The organism is Tenacibaculum sp. MAR_2010_89 (assembly GCF_900105985.1).
Classification (GTDB): Bacteria; Bacteroidota; Bacteroidia; order Flavobacteriales; family Flavobacteriaceae; genus Polaribacter; species Polaribacter halocynthiae.
Genome location: NZ_FNUB01000005.1, coordinates 197,179 through 220,224, shown reverse-complemented (window position 1 = coordinate 220,224; position 23,046 = coordinate 197,179). Strand labels below are relative to the sequence as shown.

15 protein-coding genes and 1 pseudogene are annotated in these 23,046 nt (G+C 29.9%); 8 read left to right on the top strand and 8 right to left on the bottom strand.

The genetic code is table 11. The annotated features are described in order from the left end of the window. Positions 1 to 41: 41 nt before the first annotated feature. Genes BLV71_RS04635 through BLV71_RS04625 form a run of 3 tightly spaced genes read right to left on the bottom strand, consistent with a single transcriptional unit; the run spans position 42 to position 3,123 of the window. The gene (locus tag BLV71_RS04635; protein ID WP_093869419.1) at positions 42 to 1,454 is read right to left on the bottom strand and encodes a sensor histidine kinase; all 1,413 of its coding nucleotides are present in this window, start codon (positions 1,452 to 1,454) and stop codon (positions 42 to 44) included. A gap of 44 nt (positions 1,455 to 1,498) precedes the next feature. After that, positions 1,499 to 1,972: a hypothetical protein gene (locus tag BLV71_RS04630; protein WP_093869418.1), complete on the bottom strand. Its 474-nt coding sequence runs from the start codon at positions 1,970 to 1,972 to the stop codon at positions 1,499 to 1,501. Next, positions 1,972 to 3,123: a DNA polymerase III subunit gene (locus BLV71_RS04625; protein ID WP_093869417.1), complete on the bottom strand. Its 1,152-nt coding sequence runs from the start codon at positions 3,121 to 3,123 to the stop codon at positions 1,972 to 1,974. Before BLV71_RS04625 ends, BLV71_RS04630 begins: the two co-directional genes overlap by 1 nt. A 122-nt stretch (positions 3,124 to 3,245) precedes the next feature. Here BLV71_RS04625 and BLV71_RS04620 point away from each other — a divergent pair, with 122 nt between their 5' ends. The 6 genes and pseudogenes from BLV71_RS04620 to BLV71_RS04595 all read left to right on the top strand — a co-directional run bounded on the left by BLV71_RS04620 (position 3,246) and on the right by BLV71_RS04595 (position 14,383). Continuing rightward, entirely contained in the window at positions 3,246 to 3,470 is a 225-nt protein-coding gene (locus tag BLV71_RS04620; RefSeq protein ID WP_093869416.1) for a FeoA family protein, read from the top strand. A 2-nt stretch (positions 3,471 to 3,472) separates the two neighbouring features. Further along, positions 3,473 to 5,579, top strand: a pseudogene (feoB, locus tag BLV71_RS04615) (ferrous iron transport protein B). Continuing rightward, the gene (locus tag BLV71_RS18995) at positions 5,501 to 5,695 is read left to right on the top strand and encodes a FeoB-associated Cys-rich membrane protein (protein WP_369813908.1); all 195 of its coding nucleotides are present in this window, start codon (positions 5,501 to 5,503) and stop codon (positions 5,693 to 5,695) included. The pseudogene feoB and the gene BLV71_RS18995 overlap by 79 nt, the downstream one beginning before the upstream one ends. Positions 5,696 to 5,836: 141 nt before the next feature. Continuing rightward, a complete protein-coding gene (locus BLV71_RS04605; RefSeq protein ID WP_143032756.1) occupies positions 5,837 to 9,157 on the top strand; it encodes an RHS repeat domain-containing protein in 3,321 nt (1,106 codons plus the stop codon). Positions 9,158 to 9,162: 5 nt separating this feature from the next. Continuing rightward, complete coding sequence (locus BLV71_RS04600) at positions 9,163 to 13,872, top strand: DUF6443 domain-containing protein (protein ID WP_093869413.1); 4,710 nt, start codon at positions 9,163 to 9,165, stop codon at positions 13,870 to 13,872. A gap of 10 nt (positions 13,873 to 13,882) precedes the next feature. Then, positions 13,883 to 14,383, top strand: coding sequence for a hypothetical protein (locus BLV71_RS04595; RefSeq protein ID WP_093869412.1), 501 nt, complete (start codon positions 13,883 to 13,885; stop codon positions 14,381 to 14,383). Positions 14,384 to 14,852: 469 nt separating this feature from the next. Here BLV71_RS04595 and BLV71_RS04590 read toward each other — a convergent pair whose 3' ends face one another. The 4 genes from BLV71_RS04590 to BLV71_RS04575 form a co-directional block, all read right to left on the bottom strand. Further along, positions 14,853 to 16,394: a glycine--tRNA ligase gene (locus BLV71_RS04590; RefSeq protein WP_093869411.1), complete on the bottom strand. Its 1,542-nt coding sequence runs from the start codon at positions 16,392 to 16,394 to the stop codon at positions 14,853 to 14,855. Positions 16,395 to 16,492: 98 nt separating this feature from the next. After that, a complete protein-coding gene (locus tag BLV71_RS04585; protein ID WP_093869410.1) occupies positions 16,493 to 17,371 on the bottom strand; it encodes a hypothetical protein in 879 nt (292 codons plus the stop codon). A 20-nt stretch (positions 17,372 to 17,391) separates the two neighbouring features. Then, the gene (locus tag BLV71_RS04580) at positions 17,392 to 18,273 is read right to left on the bottom strand and encodes a hypothetical protein (protein WP_093869409.1); all 882 of its coding nucleotides are present in this window, start codon (positions 18,271 to 18,273) and stop codon (positions 17,392 to 17,394) included. A 50-nt stretch (positions 18,274 to 18,323) separates the two neighbouring features. After that, entirely contained in the window at positions 18,324 to 18,884 is a 561-nt protein-coding gene (locus tag BLV71_RS04575; protein ID WP_093869408.1) for a class I SAM-dependent methyltransferase, read from the bottom strand. Between the two features lie 51 nt (positions 18,885 to 18,935). Between BLV71_RS04575 and BLV71_RS04570 the strand changes: the two genes are divergently transcribed. Both BLV71_RS04570 and BLV71_RS04565 read left to right on the top strand, forming a co-directional pair. Beyond that, entirely contained in the window at positions 18,936 to 19,628 is a 693-nt protein-coding gene (locus BLV71_RS04570; protein ID WP_093869407.1) for a ComF family protein, read from the top strand. A gap of 53 nt (positions 19,629 to 19,681) precedes the next feature. Further along, on the top strand, positions 19,682 to 21,277 hold the full coding sequence (locus BLV71_RS04565; RefSeq protein WP_093869406.1) for an Ig-like domain-containing domain: 1,596 nt from the start codon (positions 19,682 to 19,684) through the stop codon (positions 21,275 to 21,277). Positions 21,278 to 21,330: 53 nt separating this feature from the next. On the opposite strand, the gene BLV71_RS04560 is transcribed toward BLV71_RS04565, so the two are convergent. Beyond that, a complete protein-coding gene (locus tag BLV71_RS04560; RefSeq protein WP_093869405.1) occupies positions 21,331 to 23,025 on the bottom strand; it encodes a glutamine--tRNA ligase/YqeY domain fusion protein in 1,695 nt (564 codons plus the stop codon). Positions 23,026 to 23,046: the final 21 nt, after the last annotated feature.

Sequence of the window (23,046 nt, the reverse complement as noted above, 5' to 3'; positions counted from 1 at the left end):
TAGTAAGTTATATTATATAAAGCTTCTTTATTAGTTATCCATTAAGTTTTTGGTAAAATCACAGTAAAAACTGTTCCTATACCTTCAGTTGATGAAAAACTAATAGAGCCATCGTAAGTTTCAATAATTTTTTTAATCATAGGTAATCCTAGTCCCATCCCACTTGTTTTGGTAGTGAATTTTGGTTCAAAAATAAGATCTTTATTTTTTTCTATAATACCTTTACCGTTGTCTGAAACAGTGATTTTTACATTGTTGTTTTCTGATGCTACTTTTACTTCAATTTTAGGAGGTGTACCATCCTTTTTCATGGCTTGAGTAGCATTTTTAACTAAATTAGTTACAATACGTATTAATTGTGTTTTATCTAAGTTAGCCATTAAGTTTGATTCTTCAGCGATATAAATAATGTAGTTTTCGGTGAAAATATCTAATGCATGTTTTACAACATCAATAACATCTAATTTTTCTCGACGTTGTGTAGGCATTTTTGCAAAGTCAGAAAAAGCAGAAGCAATAGAGCTCATAACATCTATTTGTTGAATAAGTGTTTGACTGTATTCTGTAAGTTTTTCCTTTATATTTGGTGCCTCAGGATTAAATTTTCTTTCAAAACTTTGAACAGATAAGCGCATTGGAGTTAATGGGTTTTTAATTTCATGAGCAACCTGTTTTGCCATTTCTTTCCAGGCTTGTTCACGTTCACTTTGTGCTAGCTTTACTGCACTTTCTTCTAATTGATCAATCATATTGTTGTATGATTCAACAAGTGAATTTATTTCTGAACTAGCAGCTTCTAAAGTGATTTTTTCGTTACGTTTATTTAAACGAGTTTCTTTAATTTTTTGTGATATAGTTTGAATAGATCTAGTAATGTAACTTGAAAGAAAATAAGCTAATATTATGGCTAAAATAAACATGAATAAATACACGAATAAAAGCCTTGACATAAACTCACGCAATTCCTTTTTTTGATCTTCGTTATCTTGTGCAATTTGTAATTGAAGAATACCAATCCGTTTATATCTTGAATCGTTTATGTATGTATAAGATGATTGATAAGTTACTTCTTTTTCTTTTTTTCCCGGAGGCACAACCCTGTGTTCAGAATTTAAAGCAAGTTGCATTAATATCTCTTTTGAAAGGGCTATTTCTTTAGCTTTGTCAAAACTATATGGAATGGATGACTTTAATAGTTTTCCACTCATATCATACATTGAAATAGTAAGTTTGTGTATTGTTGCTATTTCATAAATTTTATTTTGAAAAATTTTTGAAAGATTATTTGTAGTAACTCCGTATGTGGTTGTATTTAGTTCTATTTCAATATTTTGCTTGGTTGCTTCTTCTTTTCTTCCAAAACGTTGAGTGTTGTATTCTTTTGTTTGCTCGTCATATTGTAAAATAGTAACAGAAACAATTAATATTGATGCCAATAATATTAATAATATCATTGATAAAAATATTCGAATACGTAGTGATATGTTATTTAGAATTATCAATTTTTAAGAGCTATTTTTTTAGATTTCATATATAATATATCATCAGAATCACCGTCATTATCCCAATCGTAAATAACTTTTCCATCAAACCCTTCAGAGGTCTGTGTAATATGATACCAAGCTTTTACTTGTTTTCCTAAATAAGGATATTCAACATACAAACTATCATTTCTAGTTTTCCATATACCGCCAGTTTCACCAGTTTTTTTACCATCAGTAAGTTTAAACCATGCGGTAAAAGTTCCATCTTTTTTATAATTAGATTGAGCTTTACCAGAATTAGGTTTACTAAAATCATCTTCAAATACACTAGTGCTATCTGTTTTATTAACAGTTGGCATTTCAATTTTAATATATGAAGTTTCCCAATTACCAATCATATAAGTTGATAAAGATTTTTTTTTCTCTTTGCACGCTAAAGCTAATAGCATTATCATGATAAAGGAAATGACTATTTTAATTTTTTTCATTATGCTTTAATTTTTTCTTCTTTTGTATGTAAAAGGCGCGTTAGTTTAATGGATAAATCTAATAAAATTATTTTAGCATTTCCATTACGCTCAATATGATATTGAGCATCGCTTACTTCTTTTTCTATGGTTAAGATATTTCCACTATGAATGAAAGGTGAAAATTTAGACAAATCAAAACTAGGAGAGGTTGTTTCTAAGAAAACTAAATCAGGAGTACCATAGTTTAATAACAGTGCTTGTCTGAAAAATTGTAAGCAGTATTGTAAAAATTGTTTTTGGGTTTCTCTACCAGATCCTGCAATTGCTTCTGACCAACCAATTAGATCTTGTATTACAGCTGCATTTCCTTTAGCTCTAAAGGCACTACGAATCCAAGTAATAAACCATTCTTCGAAGATGGTATCGTTTGAGTTATTGTGTAATAAATGAACAGCCTTGTTATAGTTTCCTTCAGATTGATGTGCTAATTTTAAAGCTTCATTCTCTTGAATACCTTCTCTTTGAATTAAACTTTTTACAAGATCAGCATTCCCTAAAACAGGAAAATGTAAAGCTTGACATCTTGATTTTATAGTGTTAATTATTTGGCCTTCATCTTCTGTTACTAATAGAAAAATAGTTTTATTTGGAGGTTCTTCAATTAACTTTAATAACTTATTTGATGCAGCAATATTCATTTTTTCTGCCATCCAAATTATCATTACTTTAAAACCTCCTTCATATGATTTTAATTGTAATTTTTTTACAACATCTTCAGCCTCATCAACACCGATTTGACCTTGCTTATTTTCTACACCAATATGTTGTAACCAATTAAATAAACTTCCATAAGGTTGTTCTTTAATAAAAGACCTCCATTCTTCTAAAAATAAATTACTTACTGGGTGCCTTTTTACAGAGTCAGTTGTAGTTACTGGAAAAGCAAAATGTAAGTCAGGGTGTTGAAGTTTATTACATTTTATTGTACATGCTTCTTTATTTTCAGAAAAACTACATAGTAAATGTTGTGCATAGGCAATAGCCATTGGCAAGGTGCCACAGCCTTCTTTGCCTATAAATAATTGAGCATGTGGTATTCTTCCATTTTCAGCAGATTTTTTTAAATGATTTTTTATGTGCTCTTGTCCAATAATTTCCTCGAAAGTCATATTACAAATATACTATTTCACCAATAGTGAACAATAAGTATTTTGTAAATAGAATTAATACGATCAATAAGTAGTTTAGAATCGTTCTATTTAGTATATTTGCAAGCTAACACAAACTTTTTTTGAGCACAATAGCATCGTTAAAAATCGGGGAAAAAGGCATTATATCTGAAAGCTGTTTAGATAGAATACCTTTAAAATTATTAGAAATGGGGTGTTTGCCTGGAACTGAGGTTGAATTATTACAAATTGCCCCGTTTAAAGACCCTATGTATATATGTGTTAATGGTAGTCATTTAGCGATACGTAAAGAAACCGCTTGTCAAATAGTAGTAACTAAAATTTAAGGATGAGCAATAAGATTAAAGTATCATTAATTGGAAATCCAAATACAGGAAAAACATCTTTATTTAATCAACTAACCGGGTTAAATCAAAAAGTAGGAAATTATCCTGGAGTAACAGTTGATAAAAAACAAGGAACGTGTAAGTTACCAGAAGGTAAAACAGCAGTTATAACTGATTTGCCAGGTACTTATAGTATAAATCCGACTTCAATAGATGAAAGTATTGTACTTAAAACATTAATGAGTACAAATGAAGAAGATATTCCTGATGTAATTGTTGTTGTTGCTGATGTAGAAAATTTAAAAAGAAATTTACTGCTTTTTTCCCAAATTCAAGACTTAGAAATTCCAACTGTATTGGCAATAAACATGGCCGATCAAATGGAAAAGAAAGGGATTTTAATTGATATTAAAACTTTAGAAAAAGAATTACAAACAAAAGTAGTGTTGATTTCTGCTAGAAATAAGAAAGGAATCGATGTGCTTAAGAAAGAAATAATTAGTTCAAGTAAGTCAACTTATTCTTCAAACTTTGCTCAAATTTATTCTAAAATTGACATAGAATATTTTGAAAATTTTAAAAGAATAAGCAATCGTTTTTCAGTGTATGAATTATGGTTAATGCTTACAAAAAATCAAACTTCACTTTTAACGGCTGAAGAAAAAAAGGAGTTGCTTTTTTTAAAGAATGATATTTCAAAAGAAAAAAAAATATCAGCATAAAGAAACTATCTATCGTTACCAACTAATAAATGAAGTTTTAAAAAAAACATACAGCGTAGATAAATCAAAAGCTAAGGATTTAAGAAGTAAATTAGATGCCATTTTTACCCATAAAATCTTTGGGTACATTATTTTCTTTGGACTCCTATTATTAATATTTCAATCGATTTTTGATTGGGCTTCTACTCCAATGGATTTTATTGATGGTTTATTTGCTGATATCACTGATAAGGCAAAAGATATATTTCCGAAAGGAAAACTTACTGATTTGTTAACCGAAGGAATTATTCCCGGAATAGGAGGTGTAGTTATATTTATACCACAAATTGCTATTTTATTTTTGTTTATAGCTGTTTTAGAAGAAACAGGATACATGAGTAGGGTAGTGTTTTTAATGGATAAAATAATGCGTCGTTTTGGAATGAGCGGAAAGAGTGTTATTCCATTAATATCAGGAACAGCATGTGCTATACCAGCTATTATGGCTACTCGAACTATATCAAGTTGGAAAGAACGATTAATAACCATTTTAGTAACTCCTTTTACTACTTGCTCAGCTAGATTACCAGTATACGCTATTTTAATTGCTTTGGTAATTCCTGATACTAAAGTTTTTGGTTTTTTAAGTTTACAAGGATTAACCTTATTAAGTTTATATTTTTTAGGTTTTGCAGCTGCTATTATAGCAGCATACATACTGCATAAAAGTTTAAAAATAAAAAGTACTACGTTTTTTGTTGTTGAAATGCCTAACTATAAATTACCCTCTTTAAAAAATGTTTTTTTAGATGTTTTGGAGAAAACAAAGGCGTTTGTTTTTGGAGCAGGAAAAATAATCTTAGCTATTTCAATTGTTTTATGGTTTTTAGCATCACACGGTCCATCTTCTTATGAAAATGTTGAGAAAGTGATTACTGAAAAGAATGTAGAGATGAAGCTTTCAGATAAAGAGCTACATCAAAAAATAGCTTCAGCAAAATTAGAGAGTTCTTATATAGGTATTATGGGTAAAACTATTGAGCCAATAGTAAAACCTCTAGGGTATGACTGGAAAATAGGTATTGGTTTAATCGCTTCTTTTGCTGCACGAGAAGTGTTTATTGGTACGTTGGCTACTATTTATAGTGTAGAAAATAATGATGAAGATATTACAACTATTAAGCAAAAAATGGAATCTGAATTAAATCCAGACACAGGTAAAAAAAGGTTTGATTTTGCTACAGGGATGTCTTTACTTTTATTTTATGCGTTTGCTATGCAATGTATGGCTACACTGGCTATTGTTAAACGTGAAACAAAAAGCTGGAAATGGCCTATAATACAATTGGTTGGTATGGGAGTTTTAGCTTATGTAGTAGCATTAATATCTTATCAAACTTTAAGCTAATGCAAGAAATTATAACATATAGTATTGTTGTTTTAGCAGTTGTTTTTCTAGTTAGAAAATTCTTTTTTAAAACTAAAAAAGATACTAATTGTAACAAAGGGTGTAACTGTGGATAGTTTTAATATTCTTAACTTTTGAATACTCATAAAACAGCAACTCTTTGATTTTAAGTGTAAAAATATTTTTTAAACTGTTAAAAAAGAGTAGTTTTGCATTTGAAAGGATAAAATAATTGCTAATTAAACACACTATATTTTATGAGAAGAGTATTCTTAAGTGCCGTTATGGTACTTGTATGTGCATGGGGGTATGCGCAAGATTTACCTAAAGTAGTGCCACCATCGCCAGAGGCAGCTGCATTAATTAAACATTCACAAGTAGAAGTATCGTTGTATACAGGAACACCAAACATTTCGGTTCCATTTCATACAATTTCTAGTAATGGAGTATCAGTACCTATCAATTTAAGTTATAATTCAGGAGGTGTTCGGGTAGAAGACATTGCATCTTGGGTAGGAACCGGATGGAATTTAAATCCTGGAGGGTTGGTAACTCGTACTTTACGAGGGTTACCAGATGATACACCAACTTATGGGTATATGCATACGCAATTTACTGTACAAGATTTATTATCTAGAAACCCTAATTCGATGAACTTTGATGGGCAAACATATCATTTGCTTCAGAATATGGCTCATCAACGAGATTATGAAGCTGATATTTTTAATTTTAATTTCCCAGGAGGTTCAGGGAAGTTTTTTTATGATCAATCTTTGAATAAGTTTGTTCAAGTATCTTATAGTAACTTGAAAATAGAAACTAAAAATGCAGGAGGAAGAATTGTAGGTTTTAAAATAACGACTCCTAATGGAGTAGCCTATCATTTTGGAAAGTCATCAGATGGATTAAGAACAGGTCAAGAACGAATTATTAGTAGTCAAAATGTTTCTTTAACTCCTCAAGGATTTACTTCAGGAAACTCTCAAAATTATGGAAGTTCTAGTACTCCATTTTTTCAGACTTGGATGCTCTTAGATGTTGTTTTTCCAACAAGTGATCAAAGTATCAAATTTCATTATACAGTAGAATCAGGAGTAAAAACTACTCAAAGAATTAATGAAGAATTTATAGAATCAAATTGTTCGCCTAAAAAAGGATTGACAATTAATTTTTTAAAGAAAGAATTTACACAGCCTAAAATAGCAAGTATAGAATTTCCTGAAGGAAAAATAGTATTTGAAAAAGGAACAACTGAGCGTTTAGATTTGCACAAGTCATATCCATTAAAAAAAATAAAATTATATGATAAGCATAATAATTTTGTAAAAGGAATAGAACTTATAACCAGTATGGAGCAAGGAACAAATTCTGGTTCTCCTTTTGATTATTATGGAGAGGGGAAATATCGCTTACAATTAAATTCTGTTAGGCAGTTTGATGCAAATTCAAATACATTAAACCCTTACACTTTTGAATACCATGCAACAAAATTACCAGGACGTTATTCAAAATCTATGGATTATTTTGGTTTTTTCAATGGAAAAACAAATGCCTCTTTAATAGCAAAAGATAAATACAATACATTAGGATACATTGGTAATGCAGACAGAGCTGTGGATCCATCATTTACCCAAGCAGGAACTCTGACTAAAATAACCTATCCAACAGGTGGATATGATAGTTTTGTATGGGATAATAACTACGTAAGTGTTTTTGATGGTAGTGCAGCTAATTATATAGATCATTTAACAAAAGTAACTAAGCATTTTACCAATAGTTCATTGTTTCAAGATTCAGATCCAGCAATAGATTATTCAATGGCATTTACCATTCCAAGTAATAGTGATGGTCTTGTTACTTTTACAAGTAGTATGACAGGGTGTGGACCACTTTTTAATAGCACATCATGTGATTATACATTAAAAGTGAAAGGAGTTAGTAATCCTAACTTTAGTTTAACTATTCTAAATCCTAATTTAGAGTACACTTTTGCACCAGGATCTTATAAAGTTACCGCAAAAGCAACTTCAAGCTCTTCAGGAGGTGGAGGAGGTTGTGATCCATTAACAGATCCTAATTGTTTAGGAGGTGGTGGTTTACCACCATCATCACCAAGTAGTTCTTCTGGAGCAGGAAAAACTTTTTCAGTAACCATGAATTGGACTACTGATCCAAAACCTAATGAATATATTTATGGAGGCTTACGAATAGCACAAATAAGTACTTACGAATCTTTAGGGAAGTTGGCAATGTCAAGAAGTTTTAATTATGAATCTTTTGAACAGTCAGGTAATATTTCAAGTGGTTTTTCAGTTGGTTTTCCAAATTTTGTAAATTTTAATTATAAAGGAGGAGGAAGTTGTGAGAATTATCAAAGTGGAGCAATCGCAATTTATTCTACGGTAGGAAAACAATTAGAGCTAACCAAAGGTGGATATGCAGGATACAAAAATGTAACAGAAACTTACACAGGTGGTATTAACAATGGTAAAAAAAGGTATACTTTCTCAAGGCACTTAGGAAGTCCGGATAACCCACATAATACTGTTTATTATAGTAATATGTACCCAAATAACTTTAAGACTGTTATTTATAGAGATTGGTTACGAGGGAATTTAGAAAAACTAGAAGTGTTTAATGCTGAAAATCAATTGGTAAGTAAGCAAGAAACTACCTATGAAACTGTCAACACCTATCATGCTCCTTATTTTGGTATAGAAACAATAGCAATGCCTGCAAACAATTTAGGAAATGGTTTAGGACAAGGGAATGAAATGTTACTTATAGCCTTATATAGTTATTCAACAGAATGGCATCGTTTAAAAAGTAAAATGAGTACTAGTTATTTAGCATCAGGCAACATAGTAAGTACTCAAAACTATGTGTATAATAATAACAAACTATTGCCTTCAGAAACAACAGTAACTAATAGCCGAGGAGAGGTAATAAAAACTAAAACCTATTATGCTCCTGATTTAGGAGATCAAACCTTAACCAATCAATATCGTATAGCAGAACCTTTAAAAGTAGAATCATATAAAGGAAATACGAAGCTATCTACTCAAAATACGGTGTATACTAATTTTGGAAGTAATTATTTACCACAAAAAGTACAAACAGCCAAAAGCACATTAGGATTAGAAGACCGTGTAGTATTTCACAAGTATGATACTAAAGGAAATCCAGTAGAGATTAGTAAAAAAGACGGTACAAAGATTTACTATGTATGGGGCTATAATCAAACACAACCTATAGCAAAAATAGAAGCTTACGAGGGTGTTATTAGTTCAGCACAACAAACAGCTATTAATAATGCGGTGACTGCATCTAACGCAGATACTAATGTAACTACAGAAAATGCATTACGAATTAGTTTAGCAACTTTGCGTGCAAGTTTCACAAATGTACAAACTCAAGTAACCACATTAACTTACAATCCATTAATAGGAGTTACTAGTGTAACAGACCCAAGAGGTAGAACCATGTATTATGAGTACGATAATTTTAACCGTTTAAAACAGGTTAAAGATGCAGAGGGAAATATATTAAAAGAGAATACATATCACTATAAAAACTAAGAGCTATGAAAAAGTTATTATATATCGTATTGTTTCTACCTATGCTATTAGTAGGTCAAACACAAACAGAGAATTACGTAACCAGTAAAACATATAAAAAAGCTACCACAAGTTCTGTAGTAGGGAATGACAAAGACAAGGTAAGTACCAGTATTCAATATTTTGATGGATTAGGTCGCGCAAAGCAAAGTATTGTATTACAAGGAGGAGGTGTTTTAGCCAATGCTAATGAAATGCCAATTGATTGGACATTAAATAATACAGCCACTGATTTTTATAATCGTAATGGGAGTAGTACTGAAAATAAGATAGTAAACGGAACTACTCCTTTTGGAACTACTGATTTATTATGGGAATGTAAACCTGATGCAGCTAGTAACGCAGATGGAGGTTGGAATACGAAGTTTTTTGAAATAGATAGAAATAAAACCTACCGATATACTGTTTGGGTAAAGAAAACGAGTACTTCTAATAATGTAGGAGCAACCTATCATGGAGTTCAAAATGTAAATAACCTAAACGGAACAGCCAATACCAATCCTTATTTTTGGGCTGGAGGTTTACCACAATTAAACACCTGGTATTTAATGGTGGGTGTTGTACATCCAGTAAATTATTCAGGAGGAGATACAGGAGTTAGTGGACTGTACGATACTAATGGAAACAAAGTAGCTAATGGAATAGAATATAAATGGAGTGCAAATCATACTACAACCCGTTTACGAGACTACTTGTATTATTGTACAGACACAAGTGTTCGTCAATACTTTTGGAGTCCATTATTTGAGCAAGTAGATGGAGGAAACCTAACTATTCCAGAACTAGCAAAAAGTAATAGTGCTATTAGTTCAGTAGCTCCACCAAAAGATATCGTTACACACTATGAGTACGATGCTTTAGGGCGCCAAACAAAAGAGTACTTACCGTATGCAACCACGGTTACAAATGGAAACATAGTTACAGGCAATGTAGCTAATGCAACCAACGCTTTTTATCAAACAAAACATACTCCTGATTTTGCAGGTGTATCTTTACCAGATGTAAATGCATATTCAGAAAAGGTACTAGAGAACTCTCCTTTAAATCGAGTTTATGAGCAAGCAGCACCTGGAAAAGATTGGAAAAAAGGAAATACCTATTCTTCAAAAGGATATACCAACAATAGTCATAGTATAAAGTTTGAATATGATGTTAATACAGCATCAGAAGTAATTAACTATTATGTAACTACTAGTTTTGCAAATAACACCTATACACCTACTTTACAAAGAAGTACAGCCAATAGCGGATATTTTATAGTTGGGCAGTTAAGTAAAACAATTACTAAAGATGAAAACTGGATGCCAGCTGATGGTGTAAACCATACAACAGAAGAGTTTAAAAACAAACAAGGACAGGTAGTATTAAAACGTACCTATAATGCAGGTCAAAAACATGATACCTATTATGTATATGATGACTTTGGAAACCTAACCTATGTATTACCTCCAAAAGTAGAAGCTACTGTTAACAATATTACTACTGTAAGAAATACATTAAACGATTTAGGATACCAATATAAATACGATCATAGAAACCGACTAGTAGAAAAGAAAATACCAGGAAAAGGATGGGAGTATATCGTGTATGACAATTTGGATCGTCCAGTATTAACACAAGATGCTGTTTTAAGACCAGGTAAGCACTGGTTATTTACTAAATATGATGCATTAGGTAGAGTTGTTATTACAGGTAAAACCTGGGATGGTGGATCTAGAAATGGCATTCAAAACTGGATAACTAATCAATATCCATCTAACCATACAAAAAGAACAAGTTCACATGTTGTTTTTAACAATCAAAAAATATATTATAATTACGCAGTAACATACCCAACAAATTATACAGAGATTTATACTGTTAATTATTATGATGACTATGAAGTTGGAGACATCGTACTTTTTAACCCAGCAGGAGGTTCAGGTACATGGGAAGGAATGACAGCTACGGCTAATGTAAAAGGATTGCCTACCGTATCACAAGTAAGAGTATTAGGTACTGACAAATGGACTACAACAGCTACTTATTATGATAATAAAGGAAGAGCTTGGGAGACTCACCATAAAAATGACTATTTAAACACAGAAGAGTGGATTTTAAATAAATTAGATTTTACAGGAAAAGTAGAAATATCAAATACTACCCATAAAAAAACAGGAAAAGCTGATATTGTAACTATTGATAGGTTTGAGTATGACCATATGGATAGGCTCGTTAGTCAAACTCAAAAAATCAACAATCAAGTTTCAACTAGACTCGTAAAAAATAATTACGATGAATTAGGACAATTAGAAGCAAAGTTAGTAGGTAACGGAACCAAAACAGGTTACAAAGATGTAACTAGCGGAATAAGTATTAGTAATGATGTAATTACAAAAACAGGATCTAATGGTTGGAATCATGGTTTAGCTACTCAAGGCAATTTTACTGGAGATGGGTATGTAGAGTTTTTTCCAGTTAATATACATAAATATTATATGATTGGAGTTTCTCAGACGAACACAAATGCAAGTTATTCTAGTATTGAATACGCAATATATATTTGGGGAGATAAAAATGTAAGAATATACGAATCTGGGCAAAATATAGGAGACAAAACCACTTACAAAATTGGTGATGTGTTTAGAGTTGAACGTATAGGAAGTGAAATTCATTATAAAAAGAATGGTGCAACCTTTTATATATCTTTAACACCATCCTCTGGAAGTTTGTTTGGTGATATATCTATACATTCAAATAATACTCATATCAAAGACCTAAAAATTGTAGATAATAGCAAAGGTTTACAAAAGGTAGATTACGCCTACAATGTACGTGGTTGGTTAAAAAATATTAACCAAGATGGTGTAAATGACAATGATTTATTTAACTTTAGCCTAAAGTATAATGATGCATCTGATGTGAATAAACGTTTATTTAATGGAAATATAGCACAAACTAACTGGAACTCACTAAGTGTAAACACAAGTGGTAACCCAGTAAGTAGTCAATATACTTACACTTACGATGCTTTAAATAGAATTACTGGAGCAGTTGATAATACTGGGAATTATAATATTGGAACACCTACTGAGCCCATAACCTATGATAAAAACGGTAATATTACCAAGCTTATAAGATACGGAGCAACTAATTCATCTGCTTCAACCTTTAGTGTTATGGATAATATGACTTACCAATATGATTCAGGGAATAAGCTTGTAAACGTAACAGATTATGGTAATAAGTATTATGGATTTAAAAATCCTACAGTAGCAGGAAATGATTATACCTATGATGTAAATGGTAATATGAAAACCGATGCTAATAAAGGCATTACTAATATTACTTACAATCATTTAAACTTACCAACTAGGGTTACTATTGGAGAGCAACATATAGATTATACTTATGATGCTAGTGGTTCAAAACTAAGAAAGACAGTAAGCGGAATAACTACTGACTATGCAGGAAACCATATTTATAAAAATGGAGCCTTAGAATTCTTTAACCACCCAGAGGGTTATGTAAAGAATGATAATGGTACCTTTAACTACGTATACCAATACAAAGACCATTTAGGAAATGTAAGATTATCTTATACTGATAATAACAATGATGGTATTATTACTGCTAGTACTGAAATTATAGAAGAATCTAATTACTATCCTTTTGGACTCAAACACAAAGGATACAATAATAACGTCTCAGCCCTTGGGAATAGCACTGCGCAGAAGAATAAAACATTCCAAGGGCAAGAATATCACGATGAATTAGGGTTAAATGTAAACGAGTTTAAATATCGTTTTTATGATCCTGCATATGGAAGGTTTTGGAGTATAGACCCATTAGCAGAAGATTTTGCTTATAATGCCACATATGCTTTTGCAGAAAATAAATTAGGTTTAGGTAAAGAACTCGAAGGACGTGAACTTTTGAATAATCAGTTGCTTTTTGAGGCAATGAGGCTTGGTTATGAAGGTTATCAAAGTATTAAGAATAATTACAATGAAGGTGTAGAAAAAGTAAGTAAAGCTTATGGTGAGCAATTAAGGCAAAAAATAGAAACACCTGATCCTAGTTTTGATTCAGAAACCAATAGAATTGAAATGGCCGTTGGAGTAGGACAAGTTGCTAAAGCTGTTTCTGATATAGGACATTTAGCTCTAGATATTGCGGGAATTTTTGATCCAACTTTTATTGCTGATGGTTTAAATGCATCATGGTATGCAGGAGAAGGAAATTATTCTCAAGCCTCTCTAAGCGGAATTTCGATGATACCTTTTATAGGAGATGCTTTAGGAAAAGGAGGGAAAATAGCAAGAAATACACTAAGACTTTCTGATAACGCTTTAGTTTCTCCTAAAGGATTATTTTATAATCTAGGTAGTAGAGAAGGGAATAGATTAGCTCATGTAGGAGCACATTTGTCAGATAACACAAAAAAAGCTATTCATGGTGTTTTTACTATTTCTACTGACGATTTGATAGGTACAATTGATGATGCATGGGATATTGTAAAAAGTTCAGGAATGAAAGGAAAGCTGAAAGATGGTTATAGAGCTTTTGATGTTAACTTAGGGAAAACAATTGGAAAACAAGGAGGTAGAATAGGGAATGGAGAAAATTTATCTACTTTAAGAATTGTTGTAATAGATGGTACTAGCGATGTAATTACAGCTTATCCAACAAAATAATTTAGATATTATGTTTAAAATTTATAGAGATAACGTAAAATTAGGAGGTCATAATAATTTAGTTTTTGAAATTTTTAAATCAGGATTTAAACAAGTAGTTGATACTTATTTCTTTGCTATCGATAAAAAATTTAACCCTAATGATGAATCTTTAAGAAAAGCTAATCTTAATATAATTAATTTATTAGAGAATTGGTTAATAGAACTAGATAAAGGGAGGAAAGAAATATTCCTACCTTTTGATTTTTCCGATCAATATATTGGCTGTATTAAAGTAGTGATAAAAGAGCCTAACAACTTATTATGTATTAGTTATGGGGCTACAACAGAATATAGTGCTATATCACTGAAACCTTCAGGATACCCTGAAAATTTTAATTTATCAGAAAATGATTTTATTGAAATGGATTCAAATGTTTTAGAAATAAGCCATAGTGATTTTATAACTATAATAAAATCATGCATAATTGAATTTAAAAGTGAGAGTAATAATATAGAATGGTTAAATTAAAATGATAAATACTCCCCCGCTCCCGCTAGTTTGCAACTAGTGGCGTATATGAGTAAGCGGTAAGAGAAATAAAATATAAAGTCATAACGGTAAAATGTTATGGCTTTTTTACTCCAAAACTATCTTATATATTAATTTTTTAAGATAAAAATATAAAAGATTAAGGGGTGTAATTATTAAAAATCAAATGTAGTTCTATACTATAGATTTTATATTTTAGTTTAACAAAATAAAACTAAACTTGTTAGCCACTAGTTGCAAACTAGCGGGAACTAGAGAAGGAAAGAAGCAATCTGTAAATCAATTATTAGATTACTTTATTTCACTAGGTTTCATTCGTAATGACGAACTTTTTATGGTTTGTTAAATATACCGAAAGTACAATTGTTGAACTCTTTTTTCTTTGTAACCTACAAAAGAAAAACCTATCAAATTAATGATAGGCTTTTTAATATATATAGTAGAAAACTTACATTTTCATTAACCAAGAACGTACATCAACTTCTTGTTTAATTATAGCTCTAAGCTCTTCAATTTTAACACGATTTTGTTCCATGGTATCTCTATGACGTATGGTAACCATATTATCTTCTAAAGTATCATGATCAACAGTAATACAAAAAGGAGTACCAGCAGCATCTTGACGTCGGTAACGACGCCCAACAGCATCTTTTTCATCATAAGCTACATTGAAGTCCCATTTTAAATCTTCAACAATTTTACGAGCCACCTCTGGTAATCCGTCTTTCTTAACTAAAGGTAAAATAGCGGCTTTTGTAGGAGCTAAAACTGCAGGTAATTTTAAAACAGTTCTTGTAGTCCCATTTTCTAACTCTTCTTCTTGTAATGAATTAGAGAAAACAGCTAAAAACATTCTATCCAATCCAATAGAAGTTTCAACTACATATGGCACGTAGTTTTTGTTTTCTTCAGGATCAAAGTATTGTAATTTTTTACCAGAATGCTCTTCATGTGCTTTTAAATCAAAATCAGTACGTGAGTGAATACCTTCTAACTCTTTAAAACCAAAAGGAAATTTAAATTCAATATCTGCAGCAGCATCAGCATAATGAGCTAATTTTTCATGATCGTGAAAACGGTAGTTATCTTTGTTTATACCTAATGATAAGTGCCATTTTAAACGGTTTTCTTTCCATTGTTCATACCATTCTTTTTGAGTTCCAGGTTTTACAAAAAATTGCATTTCCATTTGCTCAAATTCACGCATTCTAAATATAAACTGACGAGCTACAATTTCATTACGAAAAGCTTTACCAGTTTGTGCTATTCCAAAAGGTATTTTCATACGTCCAGTTTTTTGAACGTTTAAAAAGTTAACAAAAATACCTTGTGCTGTTTCAGGGCGTAAATATAAATTCATGGCACTTTCAGCAGAAGCACCTAACTTGGTTCCAAACATTAAATTAAATTGTTTAACATCTGTCCAATTTTTACTTCCTGTTAAAGGGTCAGCAATTTCTAACTCTTCAATTAAAGTTTTTACGTCGGCTAAATCTTCATTTTCTAATGATTTACCTAACCTACTTAAAATGGTATTAATTTTTTCTTGATATCCTAAAACGCGTCCGTTAGTTGTAACGAATTCTTCTTTATTAAAAGAGTCGCCAAATCGTTTTTCAGCTTTTTTAACCTCTTTTTCAATTTTGTTTTCAATTTTAGCACAATAGTCTTCAATTAAAACATCTGCTCTATAACGCTTTTTACTGTCTTTGTTATCAATTAAAGGGTCATTAAAAGCATCTACGTGGCCGGAAGCTTTCCATGTGGTTGGGTGCATTAATATAGAGGCATCTATACCTACAATATTTTCATGCATTTGTACCATTGCTTTCCACCAATAGTCGCGAATATTTTTCTTTAATTCTACTCCATTTTGGGCGTAGTCATACACAGCACTTAATCCGTCATAAATTTCAGATGATTGAAAAATATAACCATATTCTTTAGCGTGTGATATTACCTTTTTAAATTGATCTTCTTGTTTTGCCATACTGCAAAAATATAATAAGCTTTTAAACTATTGTTAATTACATAAAAAAAAGTGAAGATTTTTTAATCTTCACTACATTTTTTCATTTTTAAAGATTTTTATCTAAGACTTACGACTGAGTTACCAGAATATTCACCATCAACAAAAGCGCTAATAGTATACTTCCCTTTATTAATATCATCTCTATTTACCAATACAAATGATACTAAGCTAAGTTTGTCATTGTTATAGTTAACAGTAACAGAATCACTATACATAATTCTTGCTCCATTGTTTAAACGTGCTTTACCTTTAGGTGTAATTACTTTTTTGTCTTTATCAATTATTTGAATATAAACCATCTTTTTACCTGATTTTGTAACTTCATTTTCAAGTAAATCAAAATTTATTCTAAAAGCATCAGTTCTACTAGACCTTGAAGTAGAAGTTAGTTTTCCACTACTTCTTTCTTTCATAGCAATAGCTTTTAAAGGACTTATGTCAATTTTTGAGGCAACTGCTACTTTTTCTTCTAGTTTTTTATATTTTTCAGTTAATTCAGTATTAATTGTTTCTTTTTGACTAAGAATTTCGTTTGTTATAACGTTTTCTTGTGCTAATACTTCATTTGCTGTATTAAGAGAATCGATTTTAATAAATAACCTTCTGTTTTCTCTTTCAAGGCTACTTATTTTACTTCTATAGCGTCTTATTAAGTTATAGTTGTCTCCTTTTAAGTTTGCTACAGAATCTCTTAAATCTTTCATTTTTTGTATTTCTACACGTAACCTTTTAGAAAGACTTTTTTTTCTGATAACTACATCAGTGTAATCTTTAATCATCTCATCTAAATTGTTTTTTAAATCAGCTTTTTCTTCTGTAAAAACATTTTGTAAATGTTTTAGATCACTAGATTTTTTGAAAGAATTTAGAGTTAAAAATAGAATTAAGATTAATAAAACGATTAAAGCGATATTTTTAATGGTTCTTGAATTCATGTTAAGGGGGATTTAAAAGTTTATTTTAGTTTAATAGTTGATTTTTTTATAAATATCTTATTTACATATATGTTTACTTTATAGATTCCTTTTTCTAATTTATCTTTATTAACTTTAATAAATGACATTACAGATAACTTTTTATTATAGTAATCAGCACTTATAAAGTCGCTAAAAATAATTCTTTTACCATTTTTTAGTTTTACTTTTCCTTTTATAGCAACTATTTCATTTTTAGGGTTAATTAATTGTATGTGAATTGGTTTAGATCCCTTGTCAATTATTTTATTTTCAAGTAAATCAAATTGTATTTTAAAACCACAAGCTTTCCACGATCTATAAGTAGTAGTCATTTTTCCACTACTTCTCTTTTTCATGGCATCAATAACTACTTTTTCAACTTCTAAAACTTCTGCTGAAGCTACTTTTTTAGTTAAAATTCTATTACTTCTAGAGAGTCTTGAATTTAAATGTTCTTTTTTTGTTAAAACACCTTTAACACTATCATTTTCAGTGAATAGCTCCTTGTTTATAGAGTTTAAAGAGTCTAATTTACCTAATAGTTTTTTATTTTCCTCTTCTAAAGTTGTAATTCTTTTTCTGTAAAACCTTAATAAACTATAATTGGATGTTTTTAAGTTTTTAATAGTATCTTTAAGTAGTACTACTTTTAATAATTCTTTATTAAGATTTAAAGTGTAGTTGTCATTTCTGTCAATAGCGCTTTGATAGTCTTTAATAACATTATCTAGTTCTCCCTCTAACTCTTGTTTTTCAGAGTCAAAGGCGCCTTTAAGTTGCGAGAAATCTCTAGCATTTTGATATGCTAAAAAACCTATTGCAATTATTAAAAAAAGCAAAAAGGCGATTAAACCTTTGTTTTTAAAATTTTTTACAGCCATCACTAAGGGGAAATTATGATGAACAATATAACGTGTTCTGCGCTAAAATACTATTTTTTAGCACATTTGTATACAAAAGCAGGAGGAAAATTTAAAGTTTCGAAACTTAAAGTAATGTTTTTTCCAAAAACATCTTTAAGTTTTTTGTAGTAAGAAAGGCTATATTGATATTGAATAAATAATCCGTTTTTATTTAAAGCAGTATAACTTTTTTGTAAAATAGTATTAGATATTTTTTTAGGAATAATTGTTAAGGGTAAGCTAGAAATGATATAACTAGCATCATTAAATCCTAATTTTTTAAGTAGTTCGTCAATTTTTTCGGCAGATTCTTTTAATACAATTAATCGTGGGTGATTTATTTTCTTTAATTCATTATAAAAAGCATCATTTATTTCAAAACAAATTAAAGTAGTATGAGGTTGTATTTTTTGTAATATATTTTTAGTAATTGCTCCATTACCAGAACCTAATTCAACAATAACATCTGCTTTTTCAAAATTTATTGTAGTTGTCATTCTGTTTGCTAAATATTTAGAACTTGGAACTACAGTACCAGAAGTTTTATAATTTTTTACGGCCTCTTTAAAAAACTTGAATTTTCTCCCCAAAATAAAGTGTTATAATTTTTGTATCTTTCTCTTAAAAACTTGCCAGTAAAGATGCAATTTTTAAAAGATATATTCTATTTATTTTTTCCTAATTTATGTATAAATTGTTCAACAAACTTATTAAAAACAGAATTGTTTTTATGTACAAGTTGTAAACATAGCTTACCAATTATAAATAATAACGAGGTAACACAACAAATGTTACAAACTATTTTTTATGGTAGAGTTCCTATAAGCAGTATACACTCTTTTTTATATTATAATAAAGAGGGTATTACACAAAAAATAATACATGAACTAAAATATAAAAATCAAGAAAACATTGGCATTTTTTTTGGAAGCTGGTTTGCCTATGAATTAAAAAAGAAAAAGATTTTTTCTAATGTTGATTATATAATTCCTGTGCCTTTACATATTTCAAAAGAAAAGCAAAGAGGGTATAACCAAGTTACAAAATTTGCTAAAACGTTAAGTACTGATTTAGAAATTACTTATATTCCAAACAAACTTTTACGTACATCAAAAGCTAAAACACAAACATTACATCAGCGGTTTGAGCGTTTTTCTAAAAATAATACTAAATTTCAATTGAACGACCTTGAGATTTTTAAAAATAAACATGTATTATTAGTAGATGATGTTGTTACTACTGGTGCTACACTGGAAGCATGTTGTAATGAATTGTTAAAAACAGCGCATATAAGTATTAGTATTTGTACCATTGCATATACTGAAAAAGGATAAACATTCGTTTATGTTATTTTACTACTTTTGATGTTGAATTAAAAACTTATTTTGTGAAGCAAATAATTAAAGTTTACATTCTTTTACTAGTTATTTTCATAACAAGTTGTGCCCGTAAAGGAAGGCCTGAAGGAGGCCCTAAAGATGAAAATGCACCAATAATGGTTACTGCTAATCCACCCTATGAAAGTATAGAGTTTAAGGAAGATAACATACGTATTTACTTTGATGAGTATATTGTTTTAAAAGAATTAACAAAACAATTAGTGGTTTCACCACCTTTAAAAAATCCTCCATTAATAACTCCCCAGGGTACTCCAAGTAAATATATAAATATTAAAATTTTAGATACTTTAAAAGCTAATACTACGTATACATTTAATTTTGGTAATGCAGTTCAAGATAATAATGAGAATAATAAACTAGAAAGTTTTAAATATGTTTTGTCTACTGGAAAATATATCGATTCATTAAAAATTAAAGGAAATATATCAGATGCTTTTAAGAAGAAAACAGCAAATAGTATAGGTGTTTTATTATATAAAATTGATAGTAGCTTTAACGATTCAATTATTTACAAGAGAAAACCCAACTATGTTACTAGTACCCTAGATTCTACTAATTTTAACTTTTCAAATATTAAAAAAGGGAAATATTTGTTATTGGCTTTAAAAGAACCAAACAATGATTATATTTTTAATGCTAAGACTGATAAAATTGGTTTTTTGAAAGATACAATCATGTTACCTAGAGATAGTATTATTAAAAAAGATATTAGGATTTTTAAAGAAAAACAACCTTTTAAATTTAAAAGAGGAAAAGAGCTTTTTAAAGGAAAAATTCAATTTGGTTTTAATGGTGAAAGAAAAAACCTAAAAGTATCATTACTATCAAAAGTGCCAGCTAATTTTAAGTCTTATTTTCAATATGAAAAGGAGAAAGACACGCTGTTATATTGGCATACTCCATTAAAAAAAGACTCTTTAAATTTTATTGTTAGTAATAAAGGTTTTGTTGATACAATTACTGTTCGTTTAAGAAAAAAGAAAATTGATTCGTTACTAATTAACTCGAATGTAAGTGGAATTTTACATTTAAACGATACATTATTTTTAGAAGGGAATAATCCTATTGTAGCTATTGATACATCAAAAGTTTCTTTTGTAGATAAAGACACTATTAATGTACCTTATCAATTAAAAAGAATGGACATTAATAAATTAGCTTTAATATTTAAGAAAAAACCTAAAATGGATTACGATTTTAGTGTTTTACCTGCTGGGTTTAAAGATATATATGAAACAAAAAATGATTCATTAAATTATCAATTTAGTACAAAAGAAGTAGAGGACTATGGTAGTATAATTTTAGATATTCAAAATAAGACTAAGAAGAATGTTATTATTCAATTGTTGATAAAGAACAAGGTTATAAAAACGCGATATATTAAAGATTCTAAAAAATTAACTTTTAACTTATTAGAGCCTAAAAAATATACTGTAAAAGCAATTATTGATGATAACAATAATAATAAATGGGATACTGGTAACTTCTTAAAAAGAATTCACCCTGAACGTATTATTTATTTTCCTAAGGAATTTAAGTTAAGAGCCAATTGGATACAGAATGAAAGTTTTGTAATAGAATAAAAAAAACACGCTAAATAAAGCGTGTTTTTTATTTTATTAAAAATGTGTAATTCTTATTTTTTATTTGTTTTTGCCCAATTATCACGTAATCCAACAATTTTATTGAACACTAAATTTTCAGGTGTAGAATCATCATCTACATTAAAATACCCTAGGCGTTGAAATTGAAAACGATCTCCAATTTTTGAAGTTTGTAAACTAGGTTCAACAAAAGCGGTTATTTTTTCTAAAGAATTTGGATTGATAAACTCCATAAAATCTTTGTCTTTGTGAGAGTCTGGTGCTTCATCAGAGAATAATCTATCATATGCTCTAACTTCAGCTTTTACAGCATGTTTTATAGAGACCCAATGCAATGTTCCTTTCACTTTACGTTTGCTCTCTTCAGTACCACTACCAGATTTTGTTAACGGATCATAGGTACAGTGAATAACTGTAATATTTCCGTTTTCATCTTTTTCACAACTAGTAGCTGTAATAAAATAAGCATTTTTTAAGCGTACTTCTTTACCAAGCTTTAATCTGAAAAACTTCTTGTTAGCCTCTTCTCTAAAGTCTTCACGTTCTATATAAATTTCTCTAGAAAAAGGAACTATTCTTGTTCCTGAGTTTTCATCTTCAGGATTGTTTTCTGCAATTAGAATTTCTTCTTTATCCTCAGGGTAGTTATCAATTATTACTTTTACAGGATCTAAAACCCCCATCACTCTATTGGCAGTTTTGTTTAAATCTTCACGTATTTTAAATTCAAGTAAAGCAACATCAATAATGTTTTCACGTTTAGATACTCCAACAGTTTCAATAAAATTACGAATAGCAGCTGGCGTGTATCCTCTTCGGCGTAAACCAGAAATAGTAGGCATACGAGGGTCATCCCATCCGTTTACTACACCTTCTTCAACTAGTTTTAATAACTTTCGCTTACTCATAATAGTATAGCTTAAGTTTAAACGAGAAAACTCTCTTTGTTTAGGAGGGTTTGGGTATGCTGATTTACTATATTCATACACATTATCACGAAACCAATTATATAATTCTCTATGAGGTTTAAATTCTAAAGAACATAATGAATGTGAAACTTGTTCTATATAGTCACTTTCTCCATGTGTCCAATCGTACATAGGATAAATAACCCAATCATTTCCTGTTCTGTGATGCGCTTTCTTTAGAATACGATACATTAATGGATCTCTCATTAACATATTAGGAGAAGTCATATCAATTTTTGCACGTAAAACATGTGTGCCTTCTTCAAACTCTCCATTTTTCATTCGGTTGAATAAATCTAAATTCTCTTCAACACTTCTATTTCTATATGGGCTAGCAACTCCATGCTCTGTAGGAGTTCCTTTTTGTGTACGCATTTCTTCAGAAGATTGAGAATCTATATATGCTTTTCCATCTTTAATTAATTGAACAGCCCAATCATATAATTGTTGAAAATAGTCAGATGAGTATAATTCATTTTCCCATTGATATCCTAGCCAAGTTACATCCTTTTTTATGGCATCAACATACTCTTGTTCTTCTTTTGCTGGATTTGTATCATCAAAACGAAGATTCACAGGAGCATTATATTTTTCACCTAAACCAAAGCTAATTCCAATAGCTTTTGTATGTCCAATATGTAAATATCCATTTGGTTCAGGAGGAAAACGAAAACGTAAATTTTCTTTAGGCATTCCATTAGCCAAATCTTCTTCAATTATTTGTTCAATAAAGTTTAATGATTTCTTTTCTTCTGACATTTTCTCTAAAATTGAAGTGCA